The 21,714-nt window shown below is 69.9% G+C and carries 19 protein-coding genes; 13 read left to right on the forward strand and 6 right to left on the reverse strand.

Features of this window, described 5'->3' with window-relative positions:
* The 5 genes from ACFQ27_RS02375 to ACFQ27_RS02395 all read left to right on the forward strand — a co-directional run.
* On the forward strand, positions 1-559 hold a 559-nt coding region (locus tag ACFQ27_RS02375), incomplete at its 5' end, for an efflux RND transporter periplasmic adaptor subunit (protein ID WP_377352271.1).
* Positions 556-3,786 carry an efflux RND transporter permease subunit gene (locus ACFQ27_RS02380; protein WP_377352273.1) on the forward strand — a complete coding sequence of 1,077 codons (3,231 nt, stop codon included), beginning with the start codon at positions 556-558 and terminating at the stop codon, positions 3,784-3,786. The genes ACFQ27_RS02375 and ACFQ27_RS02380, both read left to right, overlap by 4 nt.
* Positions 3,787-3,791: 5 nt before the next feature.
* Positions 3,792-4,130, forward strand: coding sequence for an ArsR/SmtB family transcription factor (locus ACFQ27_RS02385; RefSeq protein WP_374345836.1), 339 nt, complete (start codon positions 3,792-3,794; stop codon positions 4,128-4,130).
* A gap of 31 nt (positions 4,131-4,161) precedes the next feature.
* Positions 4,162-4,728, forward strand: a complete 567-nt coding sequence (locus ACFQ27_RS02390) for a helix-turn-helix domain-containing protein (protein ID WP_377352275.1) — start codon at positions 4,162-4,164, stop codon at positions 4,726-4,728.
* A 3-nt stretch (positions 4,729-4,731) separates the two neighbouring features.
* Complete coding sequence (locus ACFQ27_RS02395) at positions 4,732-5,235, forward strand: GNAT family N-acetyltransferase (protein ID WP_377352277.1); 504 nt, start codon at positions 4,732-4,734, stop codon at positions 5,233-5,235.
* Positions 5,236-5,238: 3 nt separating this feature from the next.
* Here ACFQ27_RS02395 and ACFQ27_RS02400 read toward each other — a convergent pair whose 3' ends face one another.
* Positions 5,239-6,258: a 2'-deoxycytidine 5'-triphosphate deaminase gene (locus ACFQ27_RS02400; protein ID WP_374345801.1), complete on the reverse strand. Its 1,020-nt coding sequence runs from the start codon at positions 6,256-6,258 to the stop codon at positions 5,239-5,241.
* A gap of 97 nt (positions 6,259-6,355) precedes the next feature.
* Positions 6,356-6,574: a hypothetical protein gene (locus ACFQ27_RS02405; RefSeq protein WP_374345802.1), complete on the reverse strand. Its 219-nt coding sequence runs from the start codon at positions 6,572-6,574 to the stop codon at positions 6,356-6,358.
* Positions 6,575-6,780: 206 nt separating this feature from the next.
* Here ACFQ27_RS02405 and metZ point away from each other — a divergent pair, with 206 nt between their 5' ends.
* Positions 6,781-7,965, forward strand: a complete 1,185-nt coding sequence (gene metZ / locus ACFQ27_RS02410) for an O-succinylhomoserine sulfhydrylase (RefSeq protein ID WP_377352278.1) — start codon at positions 6,781-6,783, stop codon at positions 7,963-7,965.
* A 7-nt stretch (positions 7,966-7,972) separates the two neighbouring features.
* Here metZ and ACFQ27_RS02415 read toward each other — a convergent pair whose 3' ends face one another.
* Both ACFQ27_RS02415 and ACFQ27_RS02420 read right to left on the reverse strand, forming a co-directional pair.
* Entirely contained in the window at positions 7,973-9,703 is a 1,731-nt protein-coding gene (locus ACFQ27_RS02415; protein WP_377352279.1) for an alpha/beta hydrolase, read from the reverse strand.
* Positions 9,704-9,787: 84 nt separating this feature from the next.
* Positions 9,788-12,115, reverse strand: coding sequence for a heavy metal translocating P-type ATPase (locus ACFQ27_RS02420; RefSeq protein ID WP_377352281.1), 2,328 nt, complete (start codon positions 12,113-12,115; stop codon positions 9,788-9,790).
* A gap of 76 nt (positions 12,116-12,191) precedes the next feature.
* Between ACFQ27_RS02420 and ACFQ27_RS02425 the strand changes: the two genes are divergently transcribed.
* The 5 genes from ACFQ27_RS02425 to ACFQ27_RS02445 all read left to right on the forward strand — a co-directional run bounded on the left by ACFQ27_RS02425 (position 12,192) and on the right by ACFQ27_RS02445 (position 17,734).
* Complete coding sequence (locus ACFQ27_RS02425) at positions 12,192-12,467, forward strand: metal-sensitive transcriptional regulator (protein ID WP_374345806.1); 276 nt, start codon at positions 12,192-12,194, stop codon at positions 12,465-12,467.
* A gap of 91 nt (positions 12,468-12,558) precedes the next feature.
* Positions 12,559-14,823, forward strand: coding sequence for a phosphoenolpyruvate--protein phosphotransferase (gene ptsP, locus ACFQ27_RS02430; RefSeq protein ID WP_374345807.1), 2,265 nt, complete (start codon positions 12,559-12,561; stop codon positions 14,821-14,823).
* Positions 14,824-15,184: 361 nt separating this feature from the next.
* Positions 15,185-16,144 carry a helix-turn-helix domain-containing protein gene (locus ACFQ27_RS02435; RefSeq protein ID WP_377352283.1) on the forward strand — a complete coding sequence of 320 codons (960 nt, stop codon included), beginning with the start codon at positions 15,185-15,187 and terminating at the stop codon, positions 16,142-16,144.
* A 51-nt stretch (positions 16,145-16,195) separates the two neighbouring features.
* Positions 16,196-17,335, forward strand: a complete 1,140-nt coding sequence (ispG, locus tag ACFQ27_RS02440) for a flavodoxin-dependent (E)-4-hydroxy-3-methylbut-2-enyl-diphosphate synthase (RefSeq protein WP_374345809.1) — start codon at positions 16,196-16,198, stop codon at positions 17,333-17,335.
* 105 nt (positions 17,336-17,440) lie between these two features.
* Positions 17,441-17,734, forward strand: a complete 294-nt coding sequence (locus ACFQ27_RS02445) for a hypothetical protein (RefSeq protein WP_374345810.1) — start codon at positions 17,441-17,443, stop codon at positions 17,732-17,734.
* Positions 17,735-17,814: 80 nt separating this feature from the next.
* Here ACFQ27_RS02445 and ACFQ27_RS02450 read toward each other — a convergent pair whose 3' ends face one another.
* Positions 17,815-18,096, reverse strand: coding sequence for a hypothetical protein (locus ACFQ27_RS02450; protein ID WP_377352285.1), 282 nt, complete (start codon positions 18,094-18,096; stop codon positions 17,815-17,817).
* Between the two features lie 148 nt (positions 18,097-18,244).
* Positions 18,245-19,018, reverse strand: coding sequence for a hypothetical protein (locus ACFQ27_RS02455; protein ID WP_377352286.1), 774 nt, complete (start codon positions 19,016-19,018; stop codon positions 18,245-18,247).
* Positions 19,019-19,220: 202 nt separating this feature from the next.
* Here ACFQ27_RS02455 and prfA point away from each other — a divergent pair, with 202 nt between their 5' ends.
* Positions 19,221-20,297 carry a peptide chain release factor 1 gene (gene prfA, locus ACFQ27_RS02460; RefSeq protein WP_374345814.1) on the forward strand — a complete coding sequence of 359 codons (1,077 nt, stop codon included), beginning with the start codon at positions 19,221-19,223 and terminating at the stop codon, positions 20,295-20,297.
* Positions 20,298-20,327: 30 nt separating this feature from the next.
* Positions 20,328-21,707, forward strand: a complete 1,380-nt coding sequence (gene purB, locus ACFQ27_RS02465; RefSeq protein WP_377352288.1) for an adenylosuccinate lyase — start codon at positions 20,328-20,330, stop codon at positions 21,705-21,707.
* Positions 21,708-21,714 lie beyond the last annotated feature (7 nt).

Genomic DNA, 21,714 nt, shown 5'->3' on the forward strand with positions numbered 1-21,714 from the left:
CCAGCGGGGCGCCAGCGCCGAACTGGCCGGCCAGGGCGCGATCCTGGCCCCGGCCGCCGGCCGGGTGCTGACCGCCAGCGTGCCCGTGGGCTCGGTGGTCATGCCGGGCCAGAGCCTGGCCCAGATCACCGCCGGCCCCCTGGTGGTCCGGATCGAAGTCCCCGACGCTGACGCCGCGACCTTGAAGGTCGGCCAGGCGGTCACCCTGGATCCCGCCGACCTGGGCGGGGCGGTCACCCAAGGCCAGATCACCCAGATCTATCCGGCGGTGGCCGGCGGCCAGGTGAAGGCCGACGTGACCGCGCCGAACCTGCCCGCCAACCTGATCGGCCGGCGCGTGCGGGCCAGTGTCGCCATCGGCGAGCGCCAGGCCATCGTGGTCCCGCGCCGCTATGTCTCCACCCGCTTCGGCATCGACTATGTGCGCCTGGTCGCCAAGGACGGCGCGGTGACCGAGGCTCCGGTCCAGACCACCGCCGGCCCCAATGCGAGCACGCTGGAGGTGCTGTCCGGCCTGCATGAGGGCGATGTCCTGGCGCCGGTGGGAGCCGCACAATGAAGCTGGGGATTTCCGGGCGCCTGACGCGCGCCACCATCGCCTCGCCGCTGACGCCGCTGTTCCTGCTGGCGGCCATCGCGGTGGGCCTGCTCGCCCTGGTCAGCATCCCCCGCGAGGAGGAGCCGCAGATCAGCGTGCCCATGGTCGACATCATGGTTGGCGCGCCGGGCCTGCGTGCGCCGGATGCGGTCGAGCTGGTCGGCAAGCCGCTGGAGACCATCGTCAAGAGCGTCAACGACGTCGAGCACGTCTACACCTTCGCCGACGACAACAAGGTCATGGTCACCGCCCGCTTCAAGGTGGGCGTGGACCCGGACGCCGCGGCCGTGCGCATCCATGAGAAGCTGCGCGCCAACTATGACCGCATCCCCGCCGGGATCCCCGAACCCCTGGTTCAGACCCGGGGCATCAATGATGTGCCGAGCCTGGTCCTGACCCTGTCGCCCAAGCCGGGCGCGGAAGGCCTGTGGAGCGACCAGGCCCTCTATGAGGTGGCCGGCAAGCTGCGCACCGAAATCGCCAAGGTCGACGATGTGGGCCTGACCTTCCTCGTCGGCGGCCGGCCGCAGGAGCTGAGGATCGAGCCCGATCCCGCCCGTCTGGCCCAGCACGGCGTCTCCCTTGGCGCGCTGATGGACACCCTCCGCCAGGCCAACCGCGCCTTCCCGGCCGGCTCCCTGCGCGACGGCGGCCAGGCGGTGGACGTCACCGCCGGCCGGACGCTGGCCACCCCCACCGAAATCGGCCTCCTGGCCCTGCCCTCCACCAAGGGCGAGACGGTCTATGTCCGCGACGTGGCCAATGTGGTCGCCGCCCCGCGCGAGGACCAGGCCCGCGCCTGGCGCGCCGTTCGCGCCGACCAGGGCTGGACGCAAGGCCCCGCGGTCAGCCTGGCCATCGCCAAGCGCAAGGGCGCCAACGCCGTCGTCGTCTCTCATGCGGTCCTGCAACGGGTGGAGGGCCTGAAAGGGACCCTGCTGCCCGCCAGCCTGGATGTGGCTGTCACCCGCGACTATGGCGAGACGGCCAATGAGAAGGCCAACGAGCTCCTGATGCACCTGGGGCTGGCGACGGTGTCCATCGTCATCCTGATCGGCTTCGCCATCGGCTGGCGCGAGGCGGGCGTCACGGCGGTGGTGATCCCGACCACCATCCTGCTGACCCTCTTCGCCTCGAACCTGATGGGCTACACCATCAACCGGGTCAGCCTGTTCGCCCTGATCTTCTCCATCGGCATCCTGGTCGACGACGCCATCGTCATGATCGAGAACATCGCCCGGCACTGGGCGATGAGGGATGGCCGCAACCGCGTGGACGCGGCCGTGGACGCCGTGGCCGAGGTGGGCAACCCCACCGTCGTCGCCACCCTGACCGTGGTCTCGGCCCTGCTGCCGATGCTGTTCGTCTCGGGCCTGATGGGCCCCTACATGGCGCCGATCCCAGTCAACGCTTCGGCGGCCATGGTGTTCTCGTTCTTCGTGGCCGTGGTCATTGCGCCCTGGCTGATGATCCGCTTCGCCCGCAAGACCCTGGATCATATTGGGGGCCATGGCGGCGGCGATCATCACGGCGAGGGCAGGCTGGGCGCGCTCTATCGCAAGGTCGCCGGCCGGGTGATCCGGGATCGCCGCAGCGCCTGGCGCTTCCTGGCCGGCGTGGGCGTCGCGACCCTGGTCGCCTGCGCCATGTTCGCCACCAAGACGGTGACGGTGAAGCTGCTGCCCTTCGACAACAAGTCCGAGCTGCAGGTGCTGTTGAACATGCCGCGCGGGACCTCGCTGGAGGACACCCAGCGGACCCTGATGGCGGCGGCCAATGTCACCCGCGGCGTCGCCGAGGTCACGGCCATCGACGCCTATGCCGGCACGGCCTCGCCGTTCAACTTCAACGGCCTGGTGCGCCACTACTATCTGCGCAACGCCCCGGACCAGGGAGACCTGGCCCTGACGCTGGCGCCCAAGGGTGAGCGCAGCCGCAACAGTCACGCCATCGCGCTCGACCTGCGCCGCAAGCTGGCTGCGCTTGCCCTGCCCGCCGGCGCGGTGATCAAGGTGGTTGAGGCGCCGCCCGGACCGCCCGTCATGGCCACCCTGCTGGCCGAGATCTATGGCCCCGACGCCGCCAGCCGCCGCGCCGTGGCCGAGAAGGTGAAGGCCTTCTTCCGCCAGACGCCCTACATCGTCGATGTGGACGACAGCTACGCGCAGGCCCAGCCGACCCTGCGCCTGGTCCCCGACCGCACGCGGTTGGAGGCCCTGGGCGTCGCCGACCGCGAGGTGTTCGATTCCATCGGCGCGGCGCTTGGCGGCCAGGTGGTGGGCTACGCCCATCGCGGCGCCGACCGCGACCCGCTGGAGATCTCCGTGCGCCTGCCGCAATCGGCCAGGACCTGGGGCCAGGGCCTGGCCGCCCTGCCCGTCGCTCGGGGCCAGGACGGCAGGCTGGTCGAGCTGGGCGAGGTGGTCGACGCCTCGACCGAGGCCGGCTCCACCCACATCTTCCGCCGCGATGGCCGGGACATCGACATGGTGATGGGCGAGCTCGCCGGCGCCTATGAGGCCCCGATCTACGGCATGATGGATGTCGACAAGGCGATCCGGAAGGCCGACTGGCCCGCCGGCCTCAAGCCCGACATCCGCATGCACGGCCAGCCGACGTCCGAGGCGAAGCCGACGGTTCTGTGGGACGGCGAGTGGGAGATCACCTGGGTGACCTTCCGCGACATGGGCGCGGCCTTCGGGGTGGCGATCCTGGGGATCTATGTCCTGGTGGTGGCGCAGTTCAAAAGCTTCCGCCTGCCCCTGGTGATCCTGACGCCGATCCCGCTGACCCTGGTCGGCATCGTCATCGGCCACATCCTGTTCCACGCCCCGTTCACGGCCACCTCGATGATCGGCTTTATCGCCCTGGCCGGGATCATCGTGCGCAACTCGATCCTCCTGGTGGACTTCATCCGCCATCAGCAGGGCGAGGGCCGGCCCCTGCGCGACGTGCTGCTGGACGCCGGCGCCATCCGCTTCAAGCCCATCGTGCTGACGGCGGCGGCGGCGATGATCGGAGCCTCGGTGATCCTCACCGACCCGATCTTCCAGGGCCTGGCCATCTCCCTGCTGTTCGGCCTGGCGTCATCGACCCTGCTGACGGTGCTGGTGATCCCGGCGATCTACATCGTCCTGCGCGATGACGGGCGACCTCAGCTTGCGGACCCCGCTGGAGCGGCTACATGACACTTATGGCGAACATCGTTCTTGAACCCTGCGCCGACAGCGCCGCCGAACTTCAGGCCTGTGTCAGCGAGGCTGCGCGGCTGTTGAAGCTGTTGGCCAGCGAGCAGCGCCTGCTGCTGCTGTGCCGGCTGATCGAGGGCGAGGCCTCGGTGGGCGACCTGGCCGAGCATGCGGGCCTGGCCCAGTCCACGGCCTCGCAGCACCTGGCCAAGATGCGGGCCGAGGGCCTGGTCGCCACCCGGCGCTCGGCCCAGACCATCTTCTACCGCATCGCCGATCCCGCCGCCCTGACGGTGCTGAACACCCTGTCAGGCCTCTATCGCGGCGCCGCCAAGGCCGCTTGAAGCCGATCCATTCGTCTATTATCAGAGACGAATGGATACTTTCGTTGACGATGCGGGGCTGCGCCTGGCCGTCCGCCTGCGGCTGGAGCGCGAGGCGCGCGGCTGGTCCCTGTCCGACCTCGCCGAGCGCTCCGGCGTCTCTAAGGCGGCGATCAGCAAGATCGAGCGGGGCGAGACCAGCCCCACCGCCGCCCTTTTGGTGCGCCTGGCGGCCGCCTTCGACCTGACCCTCGCCGGCCTGCTGCTGCGCGCCGAGAGCAATGGCGAGCGGGTCAGCCGCGCCGCTGACCAGCCCCTGTGGCGCGACCCCGCCACAGGCTATCTCCGCCGCCAGGTGTTCATGCAGCCGGACCATCCGGTGGAGCTGGTCCGGGTGGACATGCCGCCCGGCGGGCGGGTGGAGATGCCCGCCTCCTCCTATGCCCGCATCCGCCAGGTGGTCTGGGTGCTGGAGGGCGAGATGACCCTCACCGAGGGCGGAACCCGCCACCTGCTGGCGGCCGGCGACGGCCTGGGGTTCGGCCCGCCCTCCGACGTGGTGTTCGAGAACGCCTCCACCGCCCCGGCCGCCTATGTCGTGGCCCTGGCCCGGAGCTGAGCCATGTTCGAGATCAGAGCCCTGACCCTCGCCGACCTCGACGCCCTGGCGGCCCTGCTGGTGGAGACCGTCGATGGCGGCGGATCGGTGAGCTTCATGGCGCCGCTTGCTCTGGAGGACGCGCGCAGCTTCTGGCGCAAGTCGCTGGAGGCGGCGTCGCGCGGCGAGCGCGTGGTGCTGGGCGCCTTTGCGGACGGCGAGCTCGCCTCCACCGTCACCCTCCACCTGGACTGCCCGCCCAACCAGCCGCACCGAGGCGAGATCGCCAAGATGATGACCGCGACCGCGCATCGCGGCCGCGGCGCCGCCAGCCTGGTGCTCAGCTGCGCAGAGGACATCGCCCGCAAAGCTGGCCGCACCCTGCTGGTCCTGGACACCGCCTCTGAGGGCGGAGCATCCGGGCTCTACGAGCGGCACGGCTGGATCTATGCGGGCGAAATCCCCGACTATGCGCTGAAGCCTCACGGCGGCCTGGTAGGCACCAGGCTCTACTACAAGCGGCTCTGACCTCTACTCCCAGGGCTGGAAGTGCTTGGACAGCTTCAGGCCCTGGCGCTGGTAGTGGCTGCCGTTCTGGCCGTAGAGGCGGGCCGGGCGGGCGGTGAGCGGCTCATAGACCATGCGCGCGACGACCTGACCGTCCTCCAGCAGGAAGGGTGTCTCGTGGCTGCGCACCTCGAGCACCCCGCGGGAGCCGACGGCGTTCGCCTCTTCCGTGCCGAAGCCGGGATCGAAGAAGCCCGCATAGTGGACGCGGAACTCGCCCACCGATGGGTCGATCGGGGTCATCTCGGCGGCTTCCAGCACCGGGATCTCGATCGCCTCCTTGGAGGCCAGGATGTAGAACTCGCCCGGATCCAGCAACAGCTCGCCATTCCTGGGGATCAGCGGCTCCCAGTAGTTGCGCGGGTCGTGGCCGTCGACGTGGTCCATGTCGATGACCCCGGCATGGCGACGGGCGCGGAAGCCGGCGACACCGTCGGTCAGGTCGACACCGACGCTGACCGTCTTCAGCTTGGGCGGCTCGCCGGTCTTCAGGCGCAGCTGGTTCAGCCGCGTGCCGGTGCGCACCAGGATCGAGAAGGTCTGGGGCGCGATCTCCACATAGGTCGGCCCGTGATAGCCGGCTTGGACATCGTCAAAGGCGGGCTGGTTGTCCGACAAGAGGCGCACGAAACAGTCCACCCGGCCGGTGGAGCTTTTCGGATTGGCGCGGGCGCTGATCCCGGGCGGCAGGGCCAGGCGCTCCTGCAGCTCGGCGATATAGACACAGCCCTTCTCCAGCACCGCCCCGCGGGTCAGGTCGAGCTCGTGCATCGCCACATCCAGGATGCGGCTGGCGACGGTGCGGTCATAGCGGGGCAAGAACGACGCGCGCACCCGCCAGGCCCGCGCGCCCAGGCGCAGGTCGAGGCTGGCGGGCTGGACCTGATCGAGATCGAAGGGCGTGGCCGAGGTGACGGCGCCCTGGGCGATCAGGTCTTCAATGGACTGGCAGGGCAGAATCCCGCCTTGGGCAGAATGGGTCATCGGCCGGACACTCGCCGCCGGGGCCGCCGATTGCAAGGCCTGCAACCTTCAAGACCGCAGCGGCGGGCGCCGGCCGATCCCCTCCCCCCAGGAGGGTTCAGTAGCTGCGGGCGGGACGCTTGGCGGCGATCTCGGCCAGCAGATAGATGGTGGCGCCCAGGCCCAGCAGGCCGACGGCTTGCGCGAAGCCCTCGACCAGCATCAGCGGCGCCGGAACCAGGCTCGCATAGGCGGCCGGAACGAACGAAATGACGACCTGGAGCGCGCCCAGCGCCGACAGGATCAGGCCCAGAAGCCGAAACAAGGTGAGCATCATTGGTGTTTCCTCCCTGCTCTTTTGCGGGAGGCTAGGCCGGACGAACGGTGTTCCGTAGACGATTCAGCCCTGAGCGCATGCGGATGCTTGACCCGCTCGCCTGGGAGGCGTTCAAGCGCGGCGGCTGAAGACCCGCGCAGGAATTCTGATTTCCTTCAGGTTCGCGCCTGGGCCATCAGCGCTTCAGACCCCGACAGGAGCCGACCATGGCCGAGACACCGCAAGACTGGCAGACCGAAACCAAGCTGGTGCGCGGCGGCATGGTGCGCTCGCCGTACGGGGAAATCTCCGAAGCCCTCTACCTGACCCAGAGCTTCTCCTATGAGAGCGCCGGGGCCGCCGACCGCCGCTTCTCCGGCGAGGAGCCGGGCTTCATCTACCAGCGGTTCGGCAACCCCACGACCCAGATGTTCGAGGATCGTCTGGCCCTCCTGGAAGGCGCCGAGGTCTGCCGCGCCACCGCCTCCGGCATGGCCGCGGTGCATGTGGCCCTGATGGGCCTGGTGCGGGCCGGCGACCATATCGTGGCCGGCCGGGCCCTGTTCGGTTCCTGCCGCTGGATCCTGTCGGAATGGATGCCGCGCTTCGGGGTCGAGGTTACCTATGTGGACGCCACCGACCTCAGCGCCTGGAAGAACGCGGTGCGGCCCAATACCAAGGCGTTCCTGGTGGAGAGCCCGGCCAATCCGCTGCTGGAAGTGACCGCCATCGGCGCCGTGGCCGAGATCGCCCATGCCGCCGGCGCCAAGCTGGTGGTGGACAATGTGTTCGCGACCCCGGTGTTCCAGAAGCCCTTGGCCCTGGGCGCCGACATCGTCGTCTATTCGGCCACCAAGCACATCGACGGCCAGGGCCGGGTGCTGGGCGGCGCGATCCTGGGCGCTGAGGCCGTGATGACCGAGGCCTACAAGGACATCCTGCGCCACACCGGCCCGGCCCTGTCGCCCTTCAACGCGTGGGTGCTGCTGAAGGGTCTGGAGACCCTGGAGCTGCGCGTCACCCGACAGGCGGAGAACGCGGCCAAGATCGCCAACGTCATCGCCGCCCATTCCAAGGCCAAGGCGGTGCTCTATCCCGGCCGTCCGGACCATCCGCAGGCGGCGATCATCGCCAACCAGATGACCGGCGGCGGCAATGTGGTGGCCTTCGACCTGGGCGACCGGGCCTCGGCCTGGCGGTTCCTGGACGCCCTGGAGATCGTCGACATCTCCAATAACCTGGGCGACGCCAAGTCCATGGCCACCCATCCGTGCACCACCACCCACCGCTCCATGCCCGAGGCCGAACGGCTGGAGATCGGCCTGACCGAGGGTTGGGTGCGGATGAGCGTCGGCCTGGAAAGCAGCATCGACCTGGCCCGCGACGTCAGCCGCGCGCTGGACGCGGCCTGACGGTCGGTCACTTCGCCGCCGGGATCGGCGGCTTGAAGTCGGGGGACCAGTGGGTGGCGGTGCCGGCGGTGACGTACCAACAGATCAGCAGGGCGCAGATCAGCGCCCCTGGGACATAGGCGTTGGTCCTTCGATAGGTGAAGGCGCCGATGATCCCGACCACCGCCATCAGCGGGATGAACTGGATCGCGATGATGACGTTCAGCGGCTCGGACGGGGTGGCGAGCAGGCCCGTGGTGAACAGGCTGGCGTACTGGACGCCGACCAGGATCGCGAAGCCGCCCGCCATGGCGACGGCGGCGGTCAGGTAGGCGGCGACCGGCCCCTCGCCCTTCACCGCCAAGTCGGCGCTGAGCGGCCGCAGGGCGACCAGGAAATAGGCCGTCCAGAGCGGCAGATAGCTGAGCGCGTAGCGGGCGTGGACGGCGTCCAACGGCTTCAGCCCCAGGACCCAGAAGCGGTAGTCGACCTTGAACAGGGCGTCGACCAGGGCCAGGGAGCCATAGCCCACCGCCATGACCGCCACGGCGAGCAGGATGGCCGGCCCGCCCAGCTTGGCCAGGTTCGACTTGCCCCGCCGCAGGACGAGGCCCAGGACCAGGGTGATCAGGCCGTTGAGGATCGCCCAGACCAGCAGCTGGTTGGTGACCCACTGGGGGAAGGCCTTCATCGGGAAGAACAGGTTCCCGAGCTTCATGAACGGGAAATAGGTCACGGCCGGGATGGCGATGATCAGCAACAGGCTGATCAGCCAGCGCCCGTCGCGCTTGAGCGTGGTGGGCTGGGGCTCAGCCGCCAGGCCCGCGAACAGCGGCGCGCCCAGCAGTAACTCGAAGGTCCCGAGCAGCAGCAGCACGAAGCCGACGAAGGCGGCCAAGGTGCCGACCTCCTTCCAGATCCAGACCTGGTTGTTCGGATCCAGCGGCCGGGCCTCGCCGTTCAGGGTGGTCTGGAACCAGTCGACGGCATGGCCGATCCCGGCGCGGGAGAAATGCTCCCACGGATGGGTGATCGGCGGGTTCCAGAGGATGCGGCCGGTTCCGGCGGCGATATCGCCATAGAGCCTGCCCTCCACCACCGGGCCGGACACGCCGAACAGACCTTGCAGGCGCGTGGAGGTGGCGACCATCGAGCCCTTGGGAACCTGCCACATCAGGACGGAGAACTCGTCGAACTTGCCGAACACCAGGGCGACATTGCGCGGGCTCGTCGGGGTGGCGGTGGCCGGGGCGCCCAGCAGGCCAGGGGTCGTGCCCTCCAGGACGATGGACCGATAGCCGTCGGGCTGGTCCGCCGCGGCCGAGAGCACGGCGCCGGCGCCGAGGCTGTGGCCCTCCAGCCCGATATTGCCGCGATCAACTTCCGGGCGGGACTGGAGATAGCGCAGGGCCGCAGGCCCGCCGAAGCCCTGGGCGGCCACCGTGGCGCCGGAATAGCCGTGGCCGGTCATATCCATGGCCAGCACCACAAAGCCCCGGCGCGCCAGCTCAATGGCGAAGGGGCTCTGCATCTCGCGGGTGTTGATATAGCCGTGGCTGACCAGCACGGCCGGGGCCGGATGGGCGGCGGTCGCGTTGGGCGGCAGATAGAGCAGGCCGCTCATCACCACCCCCTTGTCGCCCGGAAAGCGGACGTCGGTGACCTTGACCCCACCCGTGGTCTGGACCGCGTGGGCCAGGGCCGCGCCGATCAGGATCACCAGCCAGCCCAAGACGAATAGCCGCCACTTGCCGCGCATGGCCTTCACTCCCCCCAGTGTTTGTTAGGCGGGACTATGGGCGTCACGCGACCTTGCGGGAACCGGCAAAATGGGTCGGCCGAGCTAGAGCTTCACCCCGCGAAGCCTGAGCGCGTTGGCGACGACGCTGACCGAGGACAGGGACATGGCGGCCGCAGCCACCGCCGGCGACAGCACCAGGCCGAAGGCCGGGTACAGCACGCCCGCCGCCAGCGGCACGCCCGCCAGGTTGTAGGCGAAGGCGAAGGTCAGGTTCTGGCGAATGTTGCGCAAGGTCGCCCGCGACAGGATCGCCGCCCGTTCAAGCCCGGCTAGGTCGCCTGACAACAGGGTCACCCCGGCGCTCTCAATGGCCACGTCGGCGCCGGCGCCCATGGCCACGCCCACGTCGGCGGCGGCCAGGGCGGGCGCGTCATTGACCCCGTCGCCGGCCATGGCGACCACGCGGCCCTCGGCCTTCAGCCGGGCGACCACGGCGGCCTTGTCCGCCGGGGAGACCTCCGCCTCGACCTCGGTCAGGCCCAGGCGCTGGGCCACCGCCTGGGCGGTGACGGCGTTGTCCCCCGTCAGCATGACCACGCGCAGGCCCCTGGCCTTGAGGCGGGCAAGGGCGTCAGGCGTCGAAGCCTTGATCGGGTCGGCGATGGCCAGCAGGCCGGCCAGGGCGCCGTTGATGGCGACAAACACCACCGTCGCGCCCTCGCGACGCAGGGCGTCGGCGCGCTCGGCCAGCGGGGCGGGATCGACCCCATGCTCGGCCAGCAGGGCGCGGCCGCCGACCACCACGGCACGGCCCTCGACCCGGCCCAGGACCCCCTGGCCCACGGGAGAGCGGAAGTCCTGGGGTTCAGCCAGGGTCAGGCCTCGGTCCCGGGCGGCGCGGACGATGGCCGCGGCCAGGGGGTGTTCGCTGGCGCGCTCCAGCCCGGCCGAGAGACGCAGCAGTTCGGCCTCGTCGCGGCCGTCGGTGGGGACGACGGCGGTCACCGCGGGCTGACCCTCGGTCAGAGTGCCGGTCTTGTCGACCACCAGGGTGTCCACCGCCTCGAAGCGCTCCAGGGCGGCGGCGTCGCGGAACAGGACGCCGGCCTGGGCGCCCCGGCCCACGCCGACCATGATCGAGATCGGCGTGGCCAGGCCCAGGGCGCAGGGACAGGCGATGATCAGCACACTGACCCCGGCCACCAGGGCGTAGGCCAGGCGCGGCTCCGGCCCGAACAGGCTCCAGCCGACGACGGCGGCGAGGGCGGCGGCGACCACCCCCGGCACGAACCACCCGGACACCCGATCGGCCAGGCGCTGGATCGGCGCCCGGCTGCGCTGGGCCGCGGCGACCAGCTGGACGATCTGGGACAATAGGGTGTCGGCCCCGACCTTCTGGGCGGTCATGACGAAGCCGCCGGTGGTGTTCAGCGCGCCCGCGGTGACGGGATCGCCGGGGGCTTTGGCGACGGGCATGGCCTCGCCGGTGACCAGGCTCTCGTCCACCGCCCCGTGGCCCTCGGCGACGACGCCGTCGACCGGGATCTTCTCACCGGGCCGGACGCGCAGGCGGTCGCCAGGACGGATCTGGTCGACCGCGACGCTCTCGTCGCCTCCGTCGGCCCGGACCCGCAGCGCCGTCTTGGGCGCGAGGTTCAGGAGGGCGCGCAGGGCGCCTGAGGTCTGCTCGCGGGCGCGCAGTTCCAGGATCTGGCCCACCAGCACCAGCACCACGATGACCGCGGCGGCCTCGAAATAGAGCGGCGGCTCGCCATGCATGCCACGGAAGGCGGCCGGGATCATGGCCGGCGCCAACGTGGCGGCGACGCTGAACAGCCAGGCCACCCCGGTCCCCAGGGCGATCAGGGTGAACATGTTGAGGTTGCGGGTGACGACCGAGGCCCAGCCGCGGGCGAAGAAGGGCGCGCCGGCCCACAGCACCACCGGGCTGGCCAGGGCGAACTCGATCCAGGCCAACAGGTCGGGCGCCAGCGGCCAGTGCAGGCCGGTCAGGTGCGGTCCCATCTCCAGCACCAGCAGCGGCAGGGCGAGCGCGCCACCCAGCCAGGCTCGGCGGGTGAAGTCCTCAAGCTCCGGATTCGGCGGCGCCTCGGCGGTGACCAGCTCGGGCTCCAGGGCCATGCCGCACAAGGGACAGGAGCCCGGTCCTTCCTGGCGGATCTCCGGGTGCATGGGGCAGGTGTAGATGGTCCCAGGCGGGGCCGGCGGATCGGGCTCGCGCGGCTCCAGGTAGCGCGCCGGGTCCGCGGTGAACTTCGTATGGCAGCCCTGGGCGCAGAACCGATAGGTGCGCCCCTCGTACTCGGCGAAGGGCTTCTGGGCCTTCCGATCCACCTTCATGCCGCACACCGGATCGATGTCGAAATCCCCGTCGGGCTGGGCGGGGGCGTGGTTGTGATGATGGGCCATGGCGGATCTCCCTGCCCGCCAGATATACCCCCCGGGGGCATATTGCAATTACCCCCCATGGGTATAAGCTTCACCTATGGACCATGCCGCCAAGCCCAAGCTGCTCAATCGCCTGAACCGGATCGAAGGCCAGGTGCGGGGGATCGCCCGCATGGTCGAGGAAGACCGCTACTGCATCGATGTGCTGACCCAGCTGCAGGCGGTGCGCGCGGCCCTCTCCAAGGTGGAGACGGAGATTCTGAAGACCCACCTGGACCACTGTATCGAAGGGGCCATCGTCTCGGGTGACGCTGCGGAACAGCGCAGAAAGGCCGGAGAGCTGATCGAACTGCTCAGTCGAACGGCGCGGTGAAGCGTCGCAAGCAGGGAGGCCCTATTTCCGTCTCCGTTCCGACGTCCAAAGCTGCTAGACGAATGATCAGGGAGAGGAGAGCGGGGCCTTGATGCCGTCACCGACAGTCGCCATTCGCGGCCAGCGCAGCCTGTTGCGCCAGATCCGCGAAGCCTTGGCCGGGGGCGGTCCCGCCCAGGCGCGGCTGGACATGGTCGTGCGGATCATCGCCCGTTCGATGGTGGCCGAGGTCTGCTCGCTCTATATGCGCCGGGCCGTCGGCGACATGGAGCTGTTCGCCACCGAGGGCCTGGATCCCGGCGCCGTCCACGTCACCCGCATGAAACCGGGCGAGGGCCTGGTCGGCGAGATTATGCGCCTGGGCCGGCCGCTGAACCTGTCCGACGCCCCGAACCACCCGGCCTTCTCCTATCGCCCGGAAACCGGCGAAGACCCCTTCCACGCCTTCATGGGCGTGCCCCTGCTGCGCGGCGGCCGGGCCATCGGCGTGCTGGTGGTCCAGAACCGCACCGAGCGGGTCTATTCCGACGACGAGGTCGAGGACCTGCAGATCGTCGCCATGGTGCTGGCCGAGATGGTGGCCGGCGGTGAGCTGGCGACCGAAGGCCCGCTGAACGGCATCGACCTGGCGCCGACCAAGCCCGAGCGCATGAAGGGGGCCAAGTTCGCCGACGGCCTGGCCCTGGGCGTCGCCGTGCTGCACGAACCGCCCGTGGCGCCGTCCCAGCTGCTGGCCGAGGACATCGGCGCCGAGGACGCGCGGCTGAAGACCGCCATCCACGAGCTGCAGGCCCAGATCGACAGCATGCTGGAAGGCCAGCACGGCCTGGTCGAAGCCTCTTACGAGGTGCTTGAGACCTACCGCATGTTCGCCCACGACCGGGGCTGGAACCGGTCGCTGGAAGAAGCCGTACGCAACGGCCTGACCGCCGAGGCGGCGGTGGAGCGGGTGCGCTCGGAGCACCGGGCCCGCCTGGGCCAGGCCCGCGACCCTTACCTGCGCGAGCGGCTGCACGACTTCGAGGATCTGGCCGACCGGCTGCTGCGCCACCTGTCCGGCGACGGGGCCACGGCCCGCGCCCTGCCCGACGGCGCGATCCTGATCGCCCGGAACCTCGGTCCCGCCGACCTCTTGGAATATGACCGCACCAAGCTGAAGGGTCTGTTGCTGGAGGAAGGCTCGGCGGCCAGCCATGCGGCCATCGTGGCCCGCGCCCTGGACATCCCTTGCGTCGGCCGCCTGACCGGCCTGCGCGACAAGGTCAGCGAAGGCGACCCGGTCATCGTCGACGCCGAGACCGGCGAGGCCTATCTCCGCCCGCGTCCGGACGTGGTGAAGGCGCTTCAGGCCCGCCTGGAAGTCCGCCTGCAGCGCCGGGCCGAGTTCGCCAAGCTGCGCGACACCCCGGCCTTCACCCGCGACGGCGCCAAGATCACCCTGCTGATGAACGCCGGCCTGGACGTCGACCTCGACATCCTGGCCGAGACCGGGGCGGAGGGCATCGGCCTGTTCCGCACCGAGTTCCAGTTCATGGTGGCCGAGGAAATGCCCCGGTTCAGCGCCCAGGCCGCGCTCTACGCCCGGGTGATGGACGCCGCCGGCGATCTGCCGGTCACCTTCCGAACCCTGGACCTGGGCGGCGACAAGGTGCTGCCCTATCTTGAGGCTGAGCGGGAGGACAATCCGGCGCTCGGCTGGCGCGCCATCCGCATGGGCCTGGACCGCCCGGCCCTGCTGCGCCTGCAGCTGCGGGCCCTGATCGCCGCCGCCCGCGGCCGGGCCTTGCGCATCATGTTCCCCCTGGTGTCCAGTGTGGACGAGTTCCGCGCCGCCCGCGCCCTGGTGGACACCGAGGTCGCCTGGGCCCAGCGCCGCGGCCGGCCCGCGCCGTCGCGCCTGGACGTCGGCGCGATGATCGAGGCGCCGGCGGTGATCTGGCACCTGGACGCCCTGTTGCCGATGACCGACTTCGTCAGTGTCGGGACCAATGACCTGATGCAGTACCTGTTCGCCGCCGACCGGGGCAATCCGCGGGTGTCGGACCGCTACGACTTCCTGTCGCCGCCGGCCCTGCGCGCCCTGGAGGCGATCCAGCGCGGCTGCGCCGAGACGGGGACGCCGGTGTCGGTCTGCGGCGAGATGGCGGGGCGGCCTCTGGAGGCCTTCGTCCTCACGGCTCTGGGCTTTGAGCGGCTGTCCATGCCGCCGGCCGGGATCGGCCCGGTGAAGCAGATGGTGCTGTCCTGCGACCGGGAGGCCGCACGGCGCGGGGTTTCGACCCTGATCAAGAGCTCGGCCGGCTCGATCCGCAATGAGATCGAAACCCTGGCCCGCAAGCTCTATCTCGCCATCTAGGAGAAGTGGCGGGGGCGCTGTCCCTGCGACGCTCAGGAAAAGCCCGCCAGGGTAGCGTGAACAGCAGAACAGCCACGCTCGCGCGAGGCGCGAATTAACCATTCAGTCCGAAATATTCTATTGATTTCCGATGATTAGCGTGATACTTCAAATATAGAGTTAAGATCCGGCACGTCCGGGTCTTTTTGGGGGCGTAGAGGCGCGTGAGCGCCGACACGGAAGAGCAGGGGTGCGTGTAGCCATGCCGCTCGATACTGGCGGGGTTACGAATCTTCATTTGCCGACGGACTGGGATCGGGATCCCAGCGTCGCAGAGTCCTATATGCCCACCTTGGATTCCGCTCCTGATATTGGCGTCGCGTTGAAGACCGCCCGCGAGTTCCGCGGCCTGTCGCTGCAGGACGTCGCCGACCAGACCCGCATTCGCCGCGCCTATCTGGCCGCCATCGAAGAGATGCGGCTGGACGAGCTGCCCTCGCGGCCCTTCACGATCGGATATGTGCGCGCCTACGCCACGGCCCTGGGCCTCGACGCCGAGGCCGCCGTCGAGCGGTTCAAGGCCGATGAACCGGCCCCGGACGAGCCCCTTCGCGCCCCGGTGGGCGTCCGGCGCGATGGCGATCCGCGCCTGATGACCATGGTTGTCCTCGGCCTGCTGCTGATCGGCGCTGTCGTGCTGTGGAACGTCGCCCAGCGGGCGATGAACGAACAGGCCCCGCCGCCCTCCACCGCCCCGGCCAACGTCGCCGCCACGGTGGCGACCGCCAGCGGCCCGGTGTCCCTGGGCGCGCCGTTGCCGGCGCCGGTCGAGTCCACGACGCCGACCCCCTATGTGACGCCCGGCCTGGAAGCCGCCGCCGCGGCCTCGGGCTCCGCCGACGCCGTGGACGCGGTCCGCAAGGCCGCCGCCAAGAACCCGCAAGCCGAGGCGGTCGATCCGAACGCCCGCCCCATGCCGCAGGTCTTCGCCCCCGACGGCGCCGTCTATGGCGCCCCGGCCAACGCCTCGGTGGTCACCCTGCAGGCCCGCAAGCCGACTTCGCTGATCGTGCGGGGCGCGGACGGCTCGGTCTATTTCGCCCGCCAGCTGGCGGCCGGCGAAGCCTATCGGGCCCCGACCCTGAAGGGCGTCACCGCCGATGTGGTCGAGGCCGGCGCGGTCCAGGCTTTCGTGGCCGGCCAGAGCCGCGGCCTCTTGCCCGTGGGCCTGAACTCGGTGACCAAGCTGGCCGCCACGGCCCCGGCGCCGGTCGTCGCCCCTGTGGCCCCCGCGGCCCCGGCGATCACCCCCGCCAAACCGACGACCGCCGCGCCGCGCTGACATCGAACCGGCCTTGGGTTTTCCCGCGGCTGGGCCTATTTTCCGCACGCCATGACCGTGCAAGATCACACCCACGTCCGCCCGTGGCGCGCCATTGACCGGCGCGTCTCCCGCAAGATCCGCGTCGGCGATGTCGAGGTGGGCGGCGATGCGCCGATCACCGTCCAGTCGATGACCAACACCCTGACGGCGGACGCGGGCGCGACCATCGACCAGATCCGCCGGCTGGAAGAGGCGGGGGCCGACATCGTGCGGGTGTCCTGCCCGGACGAGGACTCCACCGCGGCCTTCTCGACCATCGCCAAGGCGGCCAAGGTCCCGCTCGTGGCGGACATCCACTTCCACTACAAGCGCGGCATCGAGGCGGCCAAGGCCGGCGCGGCCTGCCTGCGGATCAATCCGGGCAATATCGGCTCGCCCGCGCGGGTGAAGGAAGTCATCCAGGCCGCCCGCGACCATGGCTGCTCCATGCGCATCGGGGTCAACGCCGGCAGCCTTGAGCCCCACCTGCTGGAAAAGTACGGCGAGCCCTGCCCCGCCGCCATGGTCGAGAGCGCGCTGGACCACGCCCGCATCCTGCAGGACCACGACTTCCACGAATTCAAGATCAGCGTGAAGGCCTCCGACGTCTTCATGACCGTGGCCGCCTACCAGCAGCTGGCAGAGGCCATCGACTGCCCCCTGCACGTGGGCGTCACCGAGGCCGGCGGCCTGCGCTCTGGCACCATCAAGTCGTCCATCGGCATGGGCTCCCTGCTCTGGGCCGGGATCGGCGACACCATCCGGGTCAGCCTGGCGGCCGATCCGGTGGAGGAGATCAAGGTCGGCTTCGACATCCTGAAGTCGCTCGGTCTGCGCCACCGCGGCGTGAATATCATCGCCTGTCCGTCCTGCGCCCGGCAGGGCTTCAACGTCATTCAGACGGTGGAGACCCTGGAACAGCGGCTGGCCCACATCTCCACGCCCATGAGCCTGTCGATCATCGGCTGCGTGGTGAACGGCCCCGGCGAGGCCCTCTTGACCGACGTCGGCTTCACCGGCGGCGGCAAGGGCGCGGGCATGGTCTATCTGGCCGGGAAGCCGGACCACAAGATGGACAACGACCGCATGGTCGACCACATCGTCGAGCTGGTCGAGGCCAAGGCGGCCGAGCTGGAGAAGGCCCGCGCCGGCCTGCAGGCCGCCGAGTAGGGTTCGGCGAACGGCGCGCAAGAATCTCAAACCTGACGCCCGCGTCACCACTTGCGCGAGCGCGCCCAGCTTGATTAGGTGCCGCCTCCATCAGGGAGAGACATCATGTCCGCGGACGGCAACTGGAAGATCACCATCAACTCGCCCATGGGCGCGCAGACGGTCGATGCTTCGATCAAGACCAACGGTGACACCTTCACCGGCACCACCAAGGGCGCGATGGGCGAACAGGCCGTCGAAGGCAAGGTCGCCGGCGACAAGCTGACCTGGTCCACCGCCATCACCTCGCCCATGCCGATGACCCTCGAGTTCGAAGCCACCGTTTCGGGCGACAGCATGAGCGGCAACGTGAAGCTGGGCGCCTTCGGGTCGGCCTCGCTGACCGGCGTGCGCGCCTAGAGCCTTCGGGTTTAGAAGTTTACGGGAAGGGGCGGAGCGGCCGAGGGGTCGCCCCGCCCCTTTTTGTTGTCTGATCGGGCTCAGCCGTGCCGGCGCTGGCGGCCGCCGGTGCGCAGGAAGGCCTCGGCCTCGGCGGTCAGGGCCCAGCGATAGGCGCCGGGGCCGAAAGGACGGCGGAACAGGGGCTGGACTCCGCCATAGCCGGCGTCGCTGCGGCTGTGAGCGTCAAACACCGCCACGGCGCGGGCGCGCAGGTCCAGATCGGCGCTGTCCTGGCGGCGGTTTTCTTCCAGGCGGGCGATGACCTGATCGCGGTGGGCCGCGCCGCCCAGGTTAAGCAGGGCCTCAGCGATCTCTCCCACCAGGGGATCGATCCGGCTTGCGGAGCGGACCGGACGGCGTTGGGGAGGAAGCGGCCTGGACATGAGGGGAAGCTAATCCCGGCGGGTTGAGTCGAAAACCGGATGCACCGGAGCGGCGTCCGCCTTCACCCGGCAGGCGAGACTATGCTTAATGATGGCCGTCGTGGCCGTCGCCATGCCCATGATCATCGTGTCCGCCCGCCGGCGCCGGCGGCTGGATCCGCGGCGGCGCCTCGGCCAGTTCGCTCCAGCTGCGCTGTTCAAAGCCCTGATCAGCCACCTGCCAGACCAGGTGCACCAGCCGTCGGGCCAGGTCGGGATCGCCGCGCACGCCGCGGCTGGCCTGTTCCTCGGGCGTCCAGGCCAGGCGATCGACGGTGTCCTTGACCGACTTCAGCAGGACCCGCTTCTCGACCAGCTTATGCAGGCGCTGCTTGGGGCTGTAGGTCTTGTAGGTGGTCTTCTTCCACCACCAGACGCCCTCAGTGACGAAGCGGCCGCGACCTTCCGGATCCAGATCATCCAGCAGCATGTCCAACAGGGCGCGAGCGTCGGCGATCACCCCGTGCGGCGGGGCCTTGCCCTCCAGCACCTTGGCGAGCGAGGCCCAGACATATTGGAAACGCGGGGGAAAGTCGGTGGGGACCGCGCTGCTGAAGACCGGCGGCGGCGGTCCGGCCGGCTTATGGGCCGCATGCGGATCGGGCTTCTTGTCCTCGGGCTTGGCGGCGCAGGCGCAGACCAGGACCGTCGCGCCGAGGCCGCACCGGCACATCCCTGGACCAATCATCGGGGCGCCGATCATCTGCGGCGGCGCCAGGGCGTAGGGCTGGACCACCAGCGGCGCGGCCGCTGCGGGCTGGGGCGCGGCCTGTGGCGCAGGCGCGTGCGCGCCGCCCTCATGATGACCCTCCCCACTCATTTCGTCCGCTATCCCCCGAAGCGATCCCCGAAACATGGTTAACGACCATCAAAGCGCGGGCTTGGCAAGGGCTTGCCGCAGCGCAGCGCCACAGCGGCGGCGTACGGCGCGCCTGTAGGCCGCAGGGCGCGAATTCCGCCTGCGCGGGTGACGGCGGCGCGCCCAGGAGCTAGAAGGCCGGCTCGACCAAGGCAGGACCGACGTGAGACTTCCCCAGGCCAGACTAGACCAGGTGCTCGACCGCTTTCGCGAGATCGAGGCGCGCATGGGCGCGGCCACGGACGGGGGCGAGATCGTGCGCCTGTCCAAGGAGCACGCCGAGCTGAAGCCGGTGGCCGACGCCGTCATGTCCCTGGCCAAGGCCCGGGCCGAGGCGCCGGCCCTGGAAGAGATGGCGGCCTCCGGCGACGCCGAGATGGCTGAGCTCGCCCGCGAGGAACTGGCCGAGCTGAAGGACCGGCTGCCCGAGCTCGAACACGAGGTCGCCCTGCTGCTGGCCCCCAAGGACAAGGACGAGAACGCCTCGGCCATCCTGGAAGTCCGCGCCGGCACCGGGGGCGACGAGGCCGCCCTGTTCGCCGGCGACCTGTTCCGCATGTACCAGCGCTACGCCGCCACCCGCGGCTGGCGGGTGGAGATCGATTCCGTCTCCGAGGGCGAAGTCGGCGGCTACAAGGAAATCATCGCCTCGATCAGCGGCGACGGCGTGTTCGGCCGGCTGAAGTTCGAAAGCGGCGTCCACCGGGTCCAGCGGGTGCCGGAGACCGAGGCTGGCGGGCGCATCCATACCTCGGCCGCCACGGTGGCCGTGCTGCCCGAGCCCGAGGACGTGGAGATCGAGATCCGCGACCAGGACCTGCGCATCGACACCTATCGCTCGTCCGGCGCCGGCGGCCAGCACGTCAACAAGACCGACTCGGCGGTGCGCATCACCCACCTGCCCACCGGCATCGTGGTGACCAGCTCCGAGAAGTCGCAGCACCAGAACCGGGCGCGGGCCATGAAGGTGCTGCAGGCGCGCCTGTACGAAATGCAGCGCGATGCGCTCGACACCGCCCGGGCCGAAAGCCGCAAGAGCCAGGTCGGCTCCGGCGACCGGTCGGAACGCATCCGCACCTATAACTTCCCGCAAGGCCGGGTGACCGACCATCGGATCAACCTGACCCTCTACAACCTGCCCAAGGTGATGGAGGGCGAGGCCCTGGATGACGTGATCAATCCGCTGATCGCCGAGGACCAGGCCGCCCGCCTGGCCGCCCTGGAAGACGAATTCAACTAGGCGGACACCCGCCCGAGCCCCGGAGTCGCCGTGACCTCCCTGCCCCCCCAGCCGCTCAGCCCCCTCGATGGCCGCTACAAGTCCGCGGTCACCGGCCTCGCCGACTACCTGTCCGAAGCCGGCCTGAACCGGGCCCGGGTCGAGGTCGAGGTGGAATGGCTGATCGCGCTGACCGACCGGTCGCTGTTCGGCTCCAAGCCGCTCAGCGACGGCGACAAGGCCAAGCTGCGCGCCCTCTACCAGGATTTCGGCCAGGCCGAGATCGACTGGCTGGCCGAACGCGAGGCCATCACCCGCCATGACGTCAAGGCGGTGGAATACCTGGTCCGCGACCGGCTGGAGCAGCTGGGCCTGGGCGCCATCGCCGAGCTGACCCACTTCGCCTGCACGAGCGAGGACATCAATTCGACAGCCTATGCGCTCACCGTGCAGCGCGCCGTCTCCCGCGTGTGGTTGCCCAAGCTGCGCACCGTGACCGAGCTTTTGGCCGATCTGGCGCAGAAGCACCGCGACGCCCCGATGCTGGCCCACACCCACGGCCAGCCGGCCACGCCCACCACCATGGGCAAGGAGATCGGCGTCTTCGCCTGGCGCCTGCAGCGGGTCATCCGCCAGATCGAGAGCACCGAATACCTGGCCAAGTTCTCGGGCGCGACCGGCACCTGGTCCGCCCACCTGTCGGCCGAGCCCGGCGTGGACTGGCCGGCCGTGAGCGGAGCCTTCATCAGGTCCCTCGGCATCGACTTCAACCCCGTCACCACCCAGATCGAATCCCATGACTGGCAGGTGGAGCTGTATGACCGGGCGCGGCATGCGGGCGGCATCCTGCACAACCTGGCCACCGATGTGTGGACCTATATCTCGATGGGCTACTTCACCCAGATCCCGGTGGCCGGGGCGACGGGCTCGTCGACCATGCCGCACAAGATCAATCCGATCCGCTTCGAGAACGCCGAGGCCAACCTGGAAATCGCCGGCGGCCTGTTCGCGACGCTCGCCCAGACCCTGGTGACCTCGCGCCTGCAGCGGGACCTGACCGACTCCACCACCCAGCGCAATATCGGCGTCGCCTTCGGCCACTCCCTGCTGGCGCTCGACAACCTGCAGCGCGGCCTGGGCGAGATCTCCCTGTCGCAGACCGCCCTCGACGCCGACCTGGACAGCAACTGGGAAGTCCTGGCCGAGGCCATCCAGACCGTGGTGCGGGCCGAGATCGTGGCCGGCCGCTCGAAGATCAGCGACCCCTACGCCCTGCTCAAGGACCTGACCCGCGGCCGCCGCGTGGGCGCCCCGGAGCTGGCCGAGTTCGTGCGTGGGCTGGACATCGGCGAGGCCGCCAAGGACCGCCTGCTGGCCCTGACGCCTGCGACCTATGTGGGCCTGGCCTCCCGGGTCGTCGACGAACTCTGACCGCCCG

Origin of the sequence: Phenylobacterium conjunctum, from assembly GCF_042679085.1 — a bacterium.
GTDB lineage: Bacteria > Pseudomonadota > Alphaproteobacteria > Caulobacterales > Caulobacteraceae > Phenylobacterium > Phenylobacterium conjunctum.

Excerpts from the sequence above, each read along its gene's own strand:
- ACFQ27_RS02380 (WP_377352273.1), top strand. The coding sequence starts at position 556 with ATGAAGCTGGGGATTTCCGGGCGCCTGACGCGCGCCACCATCGCCTCG.
- ACFQ27_RS02385 (WP_374345836.1), top strand. The coding sequence starts at position 3,792 with ATGGCGAACATCGTTCTTGAACCCTGCGCCGACAGCGCCGCCGAACTT.
- ACFQ27_RS02390 (WP_377352275.1), top strand. The coding sequence starts at position 4,162 with ATGGATACTTTCGTTGACGATGCGGGGCTGCGCCTGGCCGTCCGCCTG.
- ACFQ27_RS02395 (WP_377352277.1), top strand. The coding sequence starts at position 4,732 with ATGTTCGAGATCAGAGCCCTGACCCTCGCCGACCTCGACGCCCTGGCG.
- ACFQ27_RS02400 (WP_374345801.1), bottom strand. The coding sequence starts at position 6,258 with ATGACCCATTCTGCCCAAGGCGGGATTCTGCCCTGCCAGTCCATTGAA.
- ACFQ27_RS02405 (WP_374345802.1), bottom strand. The coding sequence starts at position 6,574 with ATGATGCTCACCTTGTTTCGGCTTCTGGGCCTGATCCTGTCGGCGCTG.
- metZ (WP_377352278.1), top strand. The coding sequence starts at position 6,781 with ATGGCCGAGACACCGCAAGACTGGCAGACCGAAACCAAGCTGGTGCGC.
- ACFQ27_RS02415 (WP_377352279.1), bottom strand. The coding sequence starts at position 9,703 with ATGCGCGGCAAGTGGCGGCTATTCGTCTTGGGCTGGCTGGTGATCCTG.
- ACFQ27_RS02420 (WP_377352281.1), bottom strand. The coding sequence starts at position 12,115 with ATGGCCCATCATCACAACCACGCCCCCGCCCAGCCCGACGGGGATTTC.
- ACFQ27_RS02425 (WP_374345806.1), top strand. The coding sequence starts at position 12,192 with ATGGACCATGCCGCCAAGCCCAAGCTGCTCAATCGCCTGAACCGGATC.
- ptsP (WP_374345807.1), top strand. The coding sequence starts at position 12,559 with ATGCCGTCACCGACAGTCGCCATTCGCGGCCAGCGCAGCCTGTTGCGC.
- ispG (WP_374345809.1), top strand. The coding sequence starts at position 16,196 with ATGACCGTGCAAGATCACACCCACGTCCGCCCGTGGCGCGCCATTGAC.
- ACFQ27_RS02445 (WP_374345810.1), top strand. The coding sequence starts at position 17,441 with ATGTCCGCGGACGGCAACTGGAAGATCACCATCAACTCGCCCATGGGC.
- ACFQ27_RS02455 (WP_377352286.1), bottom strand. The coding sequence starts at position 19,018 with ATGAGTGGGGAGGGTCATCATGAGGGCGGCGCGCACGCGCCTGCGCCA.